Genomic DNA, 13777 nt, shown 5'->3' on the forward strand with positions numbered 1-13777 from the left:
TTTTATAGCATGACTAAACCGATAACAACGAGTATAACCAATGAACCCAAGATATATTTGGTGTTACCTTTAACAACTTGCAGGATGGGGATATCAAATCCTGAAGATTGGGCTTGCATCGTGATATTAACGAAACTCATCTGACTTCCCAAACCAACACCCATCGTAATCAACCCGATAGCCAATAGCGGCAAATCAAGTGAAATCGCAATCGGCAAAATCAAGGAAAGAATAGTCGCGACATACGCCCCTGCCGGAACCCCGATTGCATAACCAGCAATAATCAAAGCAGGAACCAATATCGTTGCCGGTGCTGACTTAGCCACATCGACGATAGCGGTAAACGCACCCGTTTCACCAATAATGTTGATGAAAGTGATGAAGATACCCACTTGGAATAAACGGGTCAAGATGTATTGTGAGCCGTCAACCAAGGCTGTCGAGGATTCCTTGACATTAAAGTTTGTACAGAGGGCAATCAAACCTATCGTGATTACCAGATACATTAACGGTCCTAAAATCGGCATTCCTACCGCTTGGTTTATATAGGGCCCCACGATAACCGCAAACAGTAAAAAGATGGCCGGAATTGTGTTAATGAACAGTTCTCTGTTCGATTTAGCCTTGATTTCCTCGGACTCTTCACCAACGAAGGCTGCGCCTCGCATCTTGGTTCCTATAAAACCAATCAAAATCGCGATGGCTGTGAACAACATCCAATAAGGCCGCATCGTCACCACATAATCACCCACATTAGCGCCGCTCAACTGGGACACAATACTCGTTTCCAGGGAGGCAGGAGAAGTGGTGAAGGAAACCGCAGCTGCCAAACACATAGCGGCAATCAATTCCGGGACAGCACCCACGGCGGCGAACGCTAACGGAGCCAACACCATGGCTGTTCCGCCCCCGATACCGGACATATAGGTTGCAGCCGCCATCAAGAGCACAATGAAAGCAGCGAAATATTCCACCCTTCCGCCAATACCGCGACGTACAAGCGCGAGTGCAGATGCATAACCACCTGATTTAAATACGGCCGTGGCAATGGCGGAGTTGATAATCGGAACCGTTATCGAAAGCATGGCAGGAATCGATGACAGCAACAGTTCATTAGCACGGGTAAGGGAGATACCCCCAATAATCATCGCCAATATCCCGCCTGCCAAGCCGGCAACCAACATATCGACTTTTAAGAATAAAAGCACCAATATTACAATGATTGGGATGACACTAATAAGGGCCATAATCCCCTCAGGTGCGGGAATCGTAGTGATATCCTGACCGGAAGCGAAGGTGACTGTCGGCAATAGAAAAGCGGTTGCTAGCATCCCCAACAAAATAATGACAATACGTTTCATGATTATTCCTTCTTTCCTTGGTAGTCTAAAAAAAACGGTTACCTCTTCAAGAGCAATGCCTCCTGACCACGCTCGCCCTTATTGTAATTAAAAATGTATGCGCATACAACTCATATGATGGCTAAGTATCTGTTGTTTTTTTATCCCGCATAGATAAAAAAAAAGCCGAGAATCGCTCTCGGCCTGTCATACTATAAGTTATCTTTTCTTTCCTGAACTTTATTAAGCACATAGAATAGTGTCGCTCCGACAACGATAATCAAGACTGATAAATAAAAGGCATAAACTTTCGATCCCGTTGCATCAGAAATGACTCCCGTTAAGGATGGCACGATGACGGATGCGGTCATCCCGAAGAAGTTGAAGAAGCCAAGTGTTGTACCCAATCCCGTTTTCGGAACATTTTCCACTAACCAGGATAAAATAATCGGTTCAACTGCCAATTTCCCAAAGAATCCATATGCAATCAAGCCAGTCATCATCATGCCTGCATTCGGTGCGATGACTGCTAACAACATCATTGCACCTGCAACAAATTCAAGGAACATGATCAAGGCAATTTTTTTATGGTAGAACTTGTCGGCAATCCGACTGAAAATCAAAGCACCCGGAATGGCAGCGAAGAATACTAAAGATGTGGCTACCCCGATGGATGCCCCTTCAAAACCGCGTTCTGTCGCCAAGAAGTTCGGCAGCCATGTATCCGTCAAGTAATAAGCATAACATGTTGCGAAATAAAGAATATAAGCACCAATCATGCGCGGTTTAAATAAATGAGAGCCTTTGCTTCCGCTTGGCGTTTGCGCAACTGTTGCAATTTCTACTTCTTCCTCTTCTTCTACTTCGTTACCTTTGATGAAACGCATGAAGATAAAAATCATGATGACAATCAAAGCAAGTGCGAAGAACATCATACTTTGCCATGGGAAACCCAATTGCGCTACGAAGTAACTGGAGGAAACCATTCCTAAACCACTACCTACAGCCGTCCCGCTATTAACAATAGCTGTCGACAAACTTTTTCTTGAACTTGGGACATGTTTCCCGGTCAAGGAGTAAGCAACCCCATAATAGGTCCCACAACCAACACCAGCCAATACACTACCGACATACACTACCGTGATGCTGCCTGCTAACGCTACAATCAACGTTCCGAGACCGAATAAGATGAAGCCAGGAATCAAGACGATTTTTTGTCCGAACTTATCAACTAAAATCCCTGACGGTATCTGCATCAACACATAACCCAGGAAATACAAACTTGAAATTGAACCGATTTGCGAATCTGAAATACCCCCGAAGTATTCACTGATTTGAGGATAAATAGGTGCAAGAGCGGTCCGATATACCCAAATGGCTATCCATCCTGCGGTCAGGACATAAATGATTGTTTTCCAATAAGGATGTCCTGCATTTTTATTTACTTTATTTGTAGCCTCCAACTTCCATTCTCCTTTACCGAATAAAATAACGCTTCTTTTTTTCATTATATAGCATAAGGAAGGTGAATGCTTTATGCTATTTGCACATTTAAAATGCCAATTTGTTCATTTTGTTCCTAAAACAAAAAAGAAGGAGGACAGGCCTCATGCCCGATCCTCTCTCCCCTCTAAGCTTTATTTATTTGTTAAAAGGAATTCACCGTTATGTGTATCAGCCACGCCGTCTTCCAAGCTGTAAACAGTTTCCCCGCGTAAAATAGTCCGTGCAACTTGTGCACCAATTTCACGTCCGATGTATGGACTGATTTTGTTTCTGTATTCCAAATCTTCCGCTTTCAACGTGTAAGCTGAGTCTGGCTTGATGAAGACAAAGTCTGCATCCTTACCAACGGCGATGTGACCTTTACCTTCAATAGCAAAACGATCTGCAGGATTTCCAGCAATCACTTTCGCAAATTGTGTCAAGGACATGCCACGTTTTTGAACACCTTCGTCAAACAAAACATCTACGTTGTTTTGTACGCCGGAAATTCCGCCCCATGCTTCGAAAGCATTTTCTTTGTCTTTCAAGTCTGGTGTACATGGTGAGTGGTCGGAAGTCACGAAGTCGATTTCACCTGCCAATAATTTTTCCCACATACCGTTTTGGTTTTCTTTATCACGGATTGGTGGTGAACATTTCACAACCGGTCCGATTGCATCCAATTCATCTGTTTCAAAGTATAGGTAGTGCGTACAAGTTTCACACGTTACGTCAACACCTTCATTACGTGCTTTCGTTACTTCTTCAACACCTTCAGGACAAGCAACATGACAAATATGGATACGGCAGCCTGTTTCTTTAGCGAACAAGATGGCACGTCTGATTGGTTCAACTTCTGTAAATACCGGACGGGTTTCAACATAAGCTTTCAAAGTTGTTTCACCGTTCTTGTAAGCAATTTCACCTAAACGGTCTGTAATTGCAGCATTTTCAGCATGTATTGCCAATACTTTACCAGTTTTAGCAATTTGTTTCATACCTTCGTATAATGCATAGTCATCGACGTTCTCGAAGTCGCCATCGATGGTGCGGTCGCCACATGTTGCCATGAAGGCTTTATAAGCGTGAACCCCACCTTCATCCAACTCTTGGATGCCGCCGCCCAAATTGAAAGGAACAAGGCCCCCGAAAGAAGCAACGTCAGCAGTCAATTTATTTTCACCAGCCGCAAATTTCACTTCCAAAGATTCTTTACCAACTGTAGCTGGAACTTGGTTCAATGGCATTTCCATGAAGGAAGTTACCCCACCTTTAGCACATGCTCTTGTACCGGTTTCGTAACCTTCCCAGCCGTCACGGTAACCGCCACCTGGCTCAGTGATATGCACGTGGGCGTCCACCATACCTGGGCTGACAATCAATCCTTTTGCATCGATTGTTTCTGTTGCTTCGCCCAAATCGGAACCAATTTCAACAATTTTGCCGTCTTTTACCGCTACGTCTGTTTCAACTTCACCGTTGTCTAGGATAACCAAGCCATTTTTAATGATTAAATCAAAAGCCATTTAAATTCCTCCTATTTTATAATTCTAAATTAATTTATTTCCAGAACCAAGAATGATTAAGCAGCCGCTTTACCTTTTTTCAAGACGTAATACAGTCCGAAAGCCAAGCCCGCACCTATCAACCAAGATAGGTTGGAGATGAATTGTAGCGCCGGGAAGAATTGGCCACTGATGGATACTAATAAAGCAACGATTGTCGCAATATACCCCTCTTTGTTCACGCCCCGGTAAGGATTACTTGGATCAGTTTTTTGTTTATCAAAGTACAAGGCATCAAGATTGATATTTTGTTTCTTGATCAAGTAGAAATCAGCCAACATGACCCCAGCAACCGGTCCTAAAACACCACCGATAATATTCAAGAAAGCGAAAATACTGTCTGAGTTTTCCATCATTTTCCAAGGCATGATCAAGTAACTGATAACACCGGCAATCAGAACCCCGCGACGGTAGTTGATTTTCTTAGGGAACAATGCTGATAGCTGGTATCCTGCCGGAATGATGTTACCTGTTGCATTTGTGGAAATTGTTGTCATCAACAGAACCACCAATGCTAGTATGACAGCTGGCATGCTATCCCATCTGTCGATGATGTTCAAGACATTCCACTCTTGGATATTGTAGTAAATAGAGCCACCGATCAAAATCGATACGGATGAAACAGCAAAAATCAAGTAAGCAACCAATAAACTTGCCGTTTGACCAATTTTTTGGTCGTTAGTTGAAGTCGCATTTTGAGTGAAGTCGGAAACACTGGCACCAGGCGCAGCCCAAACAGCAATAACCGAGTTGATGATAATCAAGTAAACCAGTAGCGGTGGGTTTGATTGCACACCACTCAACTCATAGGTAAGAATATTTCCGATGCCGCCAGCAGCCCAAATCGCCCATACGGTCATCCCACCAAACACAACGTAAATCAACGGATTCAAGATAGCGGTAAATTTGTTCAAAACATTCCCGCCTCCGAAACCAATCATGACATTAATGGCCCAGAAGAATGTGAAGGCAAGCAGTCCCGGTAAACCAATTCCGAAGAAACTGAAGTCACCACCCAATTCCAAAAATCCTGGCCAGAATTTCCCTACTAAAATAAGTAAAGCCAATGATCCAGTATAGTTCTGCAAACCGAACCAAGCAATAGCAGCAATAATACCACGTAGGAATCCTGGGAGTTTGGCACCCAGTTCTCCATAAACGGAGCGCAAATGCATGGCAAATGGTATCCCATATTTTGAACCTGCCCTACCATTGATTACCATGAATGCGGCAACAGCCAAAGCACTTACCACAATCGCCAACATGACATTTAATGGTGATAATCCGAGAAACAAGAAACCACCAACTGCTGTATAGTTCGGCACATTATGAACGGACCCCATCCATAAAGTAAAATAGTTTTTCTTGTTCATATTTCTTTTATCTTCTGTTTTAGGCAACATATCATCGTTGTAGCCTCTGTCTTTGAAAACACTCGCTGTGTTTTCGCTTACAAAAACATCACCTTCAAATTGTTGCTCTGTTTGCGAATCTATTACCAACTTCTTCCCCCCTAAATATAGTGAACAAATTTGCGAAAGCGTTCTTATCCCGTTCGTTTCAGCGCTTTCACTTACAAACTTATTGTAACCAGAAATGTATACGGATACAATTGTAGGATTTGGCAGTATTGAAATACCGTTTGTTCAAAATTAACAATGACATTTGAGCAGATTGTTCAAATGGATTTTTTTCCTTGAAAAATAGGAGGGTGAGACAAAAGTCTCACCCTCCTTCCTGTATACGAATATCTGTATTCTAAACGTGCGACAAAAGGCAGCCCCGACGTCCACTTCACGAATAATGCTCAGATGGCCTGCGACCATCTTGCGCTTATTCGCTCCAGTGGTTCGGGGCTAACCGCCTTTTGTCCCACTCCCCTTCGTTAATTATTTGTGATATTCGGCCAAGGCAGCGGGTATTGCTTCACCCACATTGATTTTAGCCCCATGATAAACCAAAGCACCTTCTAGTGCACTTAGGACATGCAGGACATTGTCTTTGCGACTGCTGTAACCCATATTTCCGATACGCCAAATTTTACTTTTTAAGTCGCCGAAAGATGAAGCTATTTCCACACCGAAATCGTTCAACATGGTTTGTCTGATTGGTTCACCATCAGTCATGCCTTCAGGGAAGTAAACGGGTGTGACAGTTGGCATTTTCGTGCTTACATCACCGAATATTTTCAGTCCCATCGCTTTTACCCCTGCCTGGATGGCGCGATCATTCAACAGGTGGCGTTCAAAACTCGCTTCAAGACCACCTGCGAGCAAAATACGTAAACCTTCATGCAGGGCATAAATCATGCTCGTTGCCTCGGTATGGTGATTGATGCGTTCTGGCCCCCAGTAACGTTGCAATTGACTCAAGTCCAAATAGTTGCTGGAAATAAAGTTATCGTTTCGTTCATCATCGCCAAGTCCCAACTCTTTTTGGTAACGGGCATTCAATACTTCTTCAATGCGGTCGTTATAGGTAATCAAGGACAATCCCGAAGGGACACTGACACATTTTTGGGTCCCTGCAATTGCGATATCGATGTTCCATTTGTCCACTTCAATCTGGACTCCACCATAAGTCGCCACAGTATCCACAACAAAGAAAATTCCTTTTTCCCGACAATGTCTTCCGATTTCTTCCAACGGCTGCATTTGTCCGTTTGCGGTTTCACCATGAACCATGGACACTATTTTTGGATTGACTTCATCAATTTTACGGATGATATCTTGCGGATCAAAGACACTTTCCCAATCCTTCTCCTGATAAGTGACATCCGCCTTTGCCCGTTCGCAAATTTCGCCTAGTAAATACGCAAAACGGCCATATGCCGGAATTAATACTCTATCCCCCGGCTCAATCAAGGCTATTAGAGCTGCTTCCAATCCCGAGCGGGAAGTTCCGTCAATTGCGAAAGCTTGCTTGTTTTTCGTTCCGAAAGGCATCTTGATCATTTCTTTTGTTTCATCCATTATTCTTAAAAAGGCCGGATCGAACTGCCCAAGTATCGGTGTCGCCATCGCCCTTAAAACCAATGGATAAACCTCAACTGGGCCTGGTGTCATTATGGTGCGTGGTGGTACTTGTAATTCATTATACAAATCGTTTCCCCTCTTTTCGACAATATCTCATGTTTCATTCTACATCTAGCCTAACGGCACAAGTATCCGCAAAACGGCTAAAAATGCTGATCGTTATGTTCAAAATGAACAAAAGAATCTGGTTAATCAGTCCTTTTTCGGTTACAATTGTTCTGAAGGAGTGAATATCGTGACTACATTAAAAGAACTTTTGCAAGTACCTCGTTTTTCTGATTTAAAATTATTGAACAGTGAGGCCAATCTGGATGTGGAAGTGACCTCTATTGAGATTACGGAAACACCAGACGTTGCTCTCTATATACCCAAAAATGTGTTGATTCTTTCAACCGGTATGATTTTTAAAGACAACCAGGAAGATTTGATTCCCTTCATAGATTCACTCATCCAAGCAAAAGCTGTCGGCCTCGGCATCAAACTGTCGCGCTTCTTAAATGAAATTGATGCGGATGTTCTCGCGTATGCCAACAAAAGAAACTTCGCCTTGATCGCCATCCCAGGGGTATCTCCTTTGGGATCGTTACTGCATCAAATCCAAAATTTCCTTTGGGATACCAAGGAAGAAGAAATAAATTACGCGATGGATATCCAGAAGACATTTTCGAGCCTCTTAATCGGGGATGCGAACTTGGCCCACTTTACTAATGAACTCGGAAAAATCATCAAGACACCGGTTTTGTTATTGGACCCGTTCTTCAAGCCCATAGCTCATTCAAAACATTTCCAACATTCGCGCTACTCCGAATCCCATCTTTCTAACGAAATATGGAGCCATTACCACCGGATTCAATTGGAAAAAGATAATTTCTTGATCAAATCGACAACAAACGAAGATGTTCACGTCGCAGTGTATCCGATAAAAGTCTTTACTTATTTCCCGCATTATTTGGTTATTGTCTCCCCAGAAAAAATACCTTTTCCAATTTCTTCGTTTGCGATTGAACAGGCAGCACTGGTGCTCTCTTTTGTCCTTTTCAAGAACAGAAAAGTAAAAGAATCCGAACAAAGTCTCCAAACCAGCATTTTGCAAAAATTTGTGGAAAACAATTCTGCAGCCTTGACCCAAGCCAATGCCAAACTGCTTGAGTTGGGAACACCTTTGCGTTTAATCGACAGCCGGCATAACCAAATCATTTTGATCCATCATGCCGATAATGAGGAGACGGGACCGAGACTTAAATATGATGAAGAGAAAAAACAACTGATTCTGCAATGGTTCAAGAATCGTTTAGCTGAAATTTTGGATCACGCTCCCATCATGTATCCTACTAACAATAATAATATCATCTTTTTACTTCAAACGAACCAAATTGGTACTGAAGAAAAGTTAAATAAAATGGCCGAGGAGTTGGAGTCCGTCTTCCCTATCAAAATCACCTTCTTCTTGGGTGGTGTTTACGAATCTTTGGAAAAAATCTCAGATTCCTTTATTGAAGCAGAAATTGCCCAATCCACTACAAAACAAATGAAGGAAGTCGCGCGTATGAATTATTTCCGGCCCCAAGGATTGAAGCAGCTTTTCACGCCGGACGACAAAGACGCCATCTATTACTTTGCCACCTCGGTCTTGAAGGACTTGGCTTATCCAACAGATGATTCTCAAATCGAGTTACAAAAAACATTAAAAAGCTACCTGGATAATCAATCCCAAATCACCAAAACGGCAGAAGTCCTTTTTATCCACCGCAATACGGTCAAATACCGGATCGAACGCTGTGAAGAAATACTGGGAAAAAAATTGAGTGACCCGACTGTGAGCCTGAATGTCCGGTTGGCTTTGGAATTGATACAAATAGAATAACCAAATAAGCAGGTTCCCAGATGCGGGAACCTGCTTATTTGGTTTATTCTTCTATTTTTTCGGCAAATGCATTCAAGCCGCCGTATTTATCGAAGTGGATGGTGTCACTTTCCAGGTATTCATAAATGTTTTTTTCAACTGGAATACCTTCGGCCATGTAATTTTTATAGCGAATTTGTCCCAGCTCACCCGGAACATAAACTTGATCGAAGCCAACCGCAGGGCGGGTATTGTGCAATTCTTCAATGGTTTGCTCAATATTGGCTTTGAATCCTTCCAGTGAGGTGAAGCGTTTTGGATCGATTAAGATAAAGAGCTGACCCAAATCACGCCCTTCCTCCATTTTGTCATACATGGAAGAAACATGTTTCCCAAACGGCAAGCCCAAAAGGACACCGGAAAGGATATCAATCATCATCATTAAGCCATAACCCTTTGGACCGGCAATGGGCAAGAGTCCTGCCACTGCATGTGGATCGGTTGTCGCTACTCCGTTCTTATCCACCGCCCATGTATCTGGAATCGGATTATTTTTCGAGCGAGCATCCAAAATTTTCCCCCATGCCTGCACTGTAGTAGCCATATCAAAAATCAGAGGTATTTTTGCTTCGCGTGGAATCCCGAAAGCAATCGGATTGGTTCCATAATAAGTTTCCGCCCCACCGAATGGTACCACCATTGGGTCGGATTGACACATCGCAATGGCAAGTAAATCTTGTTGGGCCGCTTTTTCAACGTAATAGGAGAGCATGCCGCTGTGACTCATTTTGGAGACACCAACAACAGCCACACCAGATTCTTTGGCCAAGGAAATAGCTTCACCAAGTGCCAGGTTTGCAACATAATGACCTTGTCCGTTATCACCGTGGAAGATAGCGGAACTTGGACCGGTTTTTTCGAAACGGACTTTTGGTTCTATGGTGACTCCGCCTTTTACGATGCGTTCTGCATAGTAGTCAACGCGAACTGCCCCATGGGAGTGCACGCCATTGGCATCGGCATAAACCAAATGTTTCGCTACTTCTTCAGCCTGCTCTTCTTTCAAGCCTGCCTTTTGTAATTTCGTCTTCATTAAGTGATGCAGCTTCTCGGGCATCACTTTAACTATATTAGTCATTATTTTATCACCTGTCTAAATTAAATTTTTGGATCGCGGTTGCTGTCTTTGGAATAAACGTAAGCCAATGGTTCGTCGCGTCCAACTGCGTAAGCTGCTTGTTGCGAATAAGAGCCCATGAAGATATAATCGCCTTTTTCAACCGCCATCCAGTTGTTGTCCAGGTTGTACATACCTTGTCCGGAGATGATGTAAGCGCCATGCTCTTGGTAGTGGGTCTCGATATAGCCATGGCTCGCACCTGGTTCAAACGAAAGGATATGCATGTTCATGTCGAACCCTAAATCAGTGGTTGGCAACAAATCCCATAATAGGACATCTTTCATGCCTTCATATTCGATCGGTTCAATATCATTTTTATTGCCGACAACTTTATGTGGTTCAAAGCCTTCAAGTGGCTCATAACGGCGTTTATACAAAAATGCTTCTGTGTCTTCAGTTTGGCCGTTTTCCATGTACATTTTCACACCCGCCGGTAAATATACGTAGCCGCCTGCAGTCAGTTCATGGGTTTCTGTACCATCACTGACTTTCAATTTCCCTTCAATCACATAGATGAATGTTTGGACACCTTCTTCACCAAATCCACGTTTGTTTTGACCACCTTCGTGGAAAGTAATGATGTAATCAACGAAGGATGCTCCCAATTTAGGAGAACCCAAAATTGACATTGACACATTTTCAAAACCCGGAACAGAGTTACGGACAATTCCATCATGGGGAATCAAAGCAAAGTTACCATGTTTGATGACGGCACGAGACTCCAAAAGTCCATCTCTGTAGCCCGTTTTATTATTTTTGTATCCCATTTTAAACACTCACTCTTTCTTTAATATATTTTAATAAGCTAATTTATGAAGTGATTCCGCTAATGCTTTAACACCTTCCGTTAAATCCTCTAGCTTTGTTTCTTCAGCTGGATTATGGCTGATACCATTAATACTTGGTACGAAAATCATGGCGGTAGGATAGTGTGGTGCGATGATTTGTGAATCATGGCCTGCTCCACTGTGCATCACGCGGTACTTCATGCCTTGTTCTTTTACAACACTCTCAATTGTCGCAACGATTTTTTCATCCATTGGAACCGGCGCTTCATCCATCCAGCGGTTGATGTCAATGCCGATCTCCATGGCCGCTGCAGTATCTTTCATCAATGTTTCCAATTCCTCAGTGAATGATTTCAGCACTTCAGCGTCTGTATGGCGGCAATCGATTGAGAAAATTGTTTCACCCGGTACTACGTTGACAGTGTTTGGTTTCGGTTCAACACGACCAAATGTCAATACAAGTGGGTCGCCCATTTTTTTGGCACGGTCAATTGCTTCAGAAGCTATTTTACTGAAGCAATAAATGGTGTCTTTACGGTAGCCCATCGGTGTTGTACCCGCATGGTTTGATTCACCCTTAAGCGTAATCGTGTAGCGTCTTTGACCGGCAATATTATTGACTACCCCAATTTGGAGGTCCTGCATTTCCAAGACGTTTCCTTGTTCAATATGCACTTCCACAAAAGCCTTGATATCATCGCGGCGGACACGGTCTTCTTCTTGCTTGAAATCAAAACCGGATTCGCGCATGGCATCCACGAATTTCACGCCTTTTGCATCCGCAATCTCTTCAACTGCTTCACGGCTTTCTTCATTGACAAAGTTTTTGCTTCCCCAGAATACGGTTGGAAAACGACTACCTTCTTCTTCAGCCATAGAAATGACTTCCAAAGAACGCTTAGGTTGGCCATATTTCTCTAATAAATACTGAACTGCCAGATAACCTGCTGTAATGCCGTATTGGCCGTCCAATGTTCCACCGTTGACAACAGTATCGACATGGGATCCAGTCATGATGGTTTCGTTTGGTAATTCAGAACCTTCAATCCGGCCGTATAGGTTTCCGACTGCATCATATTTGACTGTCATACCAATTTCTTCCATTTTCATTTTTACTGCCTCTTGCGCTTTTACCCAAGATTCTGTATAGAGAAGACGCGTCATACCACCTGTTGGATCGCTTCCGATTCCCGCGAAGAATGCAATGTTCTCTTTAACTAATTTTGTTAAATCCATGATAATGCCTCCTAAGTATGCTTCGATATCTATCTTATATTGTAAGCGTTTCTTTCCTCTATTGCACTGACTCTAATGACAAATTATCTAATCACTTTGTTCAATTTAGATAAAAAAGATTGTGAAGTTAAGCACTATGTCCATCTGCTTTAGCAATACAAAAAAACGGTTCTTGGTTATCTGGTGTTGGCGAAGGAAATGCCCTTCGGCCTGCGTGTTTGCTTGTGTACTGCCGTGGGACCGCCCTGAGCCTGTAGTCTCCGGGCTTGCAAGCCTCAAAGGGACCGTAGACGCTGAAGCATCAACGCTCCCTACTTTCGCATTGCATCCTTGACACGGCCACAAGCAACCCCACCGTCCTTCGGGATTTCCGAGAAGAATACCTACCAACACCATAAATAATAGAACTAAAAAAACCAGGCGCAAGGTCCTGGTTTTTCTCATATTCATATTATTGTGCAATAAAGTTTCGAACCAAATTCGCAAATTCTTGTGACTTCTCGATTTGCGTCCAGTGTCCGCAACCGCCGAAGATGTGTAGTTCCGCGTTTGGCAATAGATGAATCAAGCGCTCTGAGTTCTCAACTGGAACAACTTTGTCTTCGCGACCGTGTACCAATAACGTTTTATGCGCAATTGTCTTGAAGGTTTCATCCGGGAATGACAAGTCGTCAACAGACGCTTGACGTGGATGCGGGAACATGGAGCTGAACGCTTCATGGAAGCCTTCTTCCATTGATGCTTCGTAGCGCATTTGAATCAAATCTTCAGAAGCGAATTTCTTGTTGAAAGTGAACAAGTCAATCAATTCTGCCATGTTTTCCTTTGTACCTTTGTAACCCCAAACTTGATCCAGGCCGTAAGGAATATCTCCTTCAGTACCCATAGCACCCATCGTGATGATTTTTTCAACACGGTCGGGAACTTCAAGCGCTGTCGAGAATGCCAATGAACCACCGAACGAGTTACCCACTAGAATAACTTTTTCAATATCCAATGCATCCAGGAAATCAATAATTTGTGTCGTCCATAAATCTTTTCCGTAGTTCACTTGGTCTCCGGTTGGTTTATCAGAGAAACCAAATCCAACCATATCCATCGCATACACATGCGCCACATCTTCCAATAATGGCAATACTAAACGCCAGTTAGCATAAGCTGAAACCCCTGGACCTGATCCATGGATGAACAATAGCGGTGTTCCGCCGTTCTTTTCGCCTACTTCTAAATAATTCGTTGTAAAGTTTCCTGTTTTTACACTTTTTCCTACTTCTGGTCTACTCATGTCTACATTCCTCCTCATTA

At 43.1% G+C, this 13777-nt stretch carries 10 protein-coding genes; 1 reads left to right on the plus strand and 9 read right to left on the minus strand.

Going from position 1 to position 13777, the window contains the following annotated elements; genetic code table 11:
* Positions 1–2: 2 nt before the first annotated feature.
* The 5 genes from ACTU7M_RS00865 to ACTU7M_RS00885 all read right to left on the minus strand — a co-directional run bounded on the left by ACTU7M_RS00865 (position 3) and on the right by ACTU7M_RS00885 (position 7491).
* Positions 3–1361, minus strand: coding sequence for a citrate transporter (locus ACTU7M_RS00865; RefSeq protein ID WP_443472478.1), 1359 nt, complete (start codon positions 1359–1361; stop codon positions 3–5).
* A gap of 191 nt (positions 1362–1552) precedes the next feature.
* Positions 1553–2803, minus strand: a complete 1251-nt coding sequence (locus ACTU7M_RS00870) for an MFS transporter (protein ID WP_443472479.1) — start codon at positions 2801–2803, stop codon at positions 1553–1555.
* 174 nt (positions 2804–2977) lie between these two features.
* On the minus strand, positions 2978–4351 hold the full coding sequence (gene allB, locus ACTU7M_RS00875; protein WP_443472480.1) for an allantoinase AllB: 1374 nt from the start codon (positions 4349–4351) through the stop codon (positions 2978–2980).
* 56 nt (positions 4352–4407) lie between these two features.
* Positions 4408–5892, minus strand: coding sequence for an allantoin permease (gene allW, locus ACTU7M_RS00880; protein WP_443472481.1), 1485 nt, complete (start codon positions 5890–5892; stop codon positions 4408–4410).
* 387 nt (positions 5893–6279) lie between these two features.
* A complete protein-coding gene (locus ACTU7M_RS00885) occupies positions 6280–7491 on the minus strand; it encodes a pyridoxal-phosphate-dependent aminotransferase family protein (protein ID WP_443472482.1) in 1212 nt (403 codons plus the stop codon).
* Positions 7492–7660: 169 nt separating this feature from the next.
* Here ACTU7M_RS00885 and ACTU7M_RS00890 point away from each other — a divergent pair, with 169 nt between their 5' ends.
* Positions 7661–9289 (plus strand): PucR family transcriptional regulator, encoded by a 1629-nt coding sequence (locus tag ACTU7M_RS00890; protein WP_443472483.1) that lies wholly within the window; start codon positions 7661–7663, stop codon positions 9287–9289.
* 43 nt (positions 9290–9332) lie between these two features.
* Here the strand turns inward: ACTU7M_RS00890 and allD are convergent, their stop codons facing one another.
* The 4 genes from allD to ACTU7M_RS00910 all read right to left on the minus strand — a co-directional run bounded on the left by allD (position 9333) and on the right by ACTU7M_RS00910 (position 13757).
* Positions 9333–10406, minus strand: a complete 1074-nt coding sequence (allD, locus tag ACTU7M_RS00895; protein WP_443472484.1) for an ureidoglycolate dehydrogenase — start codon at positions 10404–10406, stop codon at positions 9333–9335.
* Positions 10407–10426: 20 nt separating this feature from the next.
* Positions 10427–11215, minus strand: a complete 789-nt coding sequence (gene allE / locus ACTU7M_RS00900) for a (S)-ureidoglycine aminohydrolase (protein WP_443472485.1) — start codon at positions 11213–11215, stop codon at positions 10427–10429.
* Positions 11216–11245: 30 nt separating this feature from the next.
* Complete coding sequence (gene allC / locus ACTU7M_RS00905; RefSeq protein WP_443472486.1) at positions 11246–12472, minus strand: allantoate deiminase; 1227 nt, start codon at positions 12470–12472, stop codon at positions 11246–11248.
* 451 nt (positions 12473–12923) lie between these two features.
* The gene (locus ACTU7M_RS00910) at positions 12924–13757 is read right to left on the minus strand and encodes an alpha/beta fold hydrolase (RefSeq protein ID WP_443472487.1); all 834 of its coding nucleotides are present in this window, start codon (positions 13755–13757) and stop codon (positions 12924–12926) included.
* Positions 13758–13777 lie beyond the last annotated feature (20 nt).

The sequence above is a fragment of the Jeotgalibaca sp. A122 genome, from assembly GCF_052266715.1.
In the GTDB taxonomy this organism is placed as follows: Bacteria; Bacillota; Bacilli; order Lactobacillales; family Aerococcaceae; genus Jeotgalibaca.

Bases quoted from the DNA above. Each gene is read 5' to 3' on its own strand.
- ACTU7M_RS00910 (WP_443472487.1), bottom strand. From the start codon at position 13,757: ATGAGTAGACCAGAAGTAGGAAAAAGTGTAAAAACAGGAAACTTTACA.
- allE (WP_443472485.1), bottom strand. From the start codon at position 11,215: ATGGGATACAAAAATAATAAAACGGGCTACAGAGATGGACTTTTGGAG.
- allB (WP_443472480.1), bottom strand. From the start codon at position 4,351: ATGGCTTTTGATTTAATCATTAAAAATGGCTTGGTTATCCTAGACAAC.
- allC (WP_443472486.1), bottom strand. From the start codon at position 12,472: ATGGATTTAACAAAATTAGTTAAAGAGAACATTGCATTCTTCGCGGGA.
- allD (WP_443472484.1), bottom strand. From the start codon at position 10,406: ATGACTAATATAGTTAAAGTGATGCCCGAGAAGCTGCATCACTTAATG.
- ACTU7M_RS00865 (WP_443472478.1), bottom strand. From the start codon at position 1,361: ATGAAACGTATTGTCATTATTTTGTTGGGGATGCTAGCAACCGCTTTT.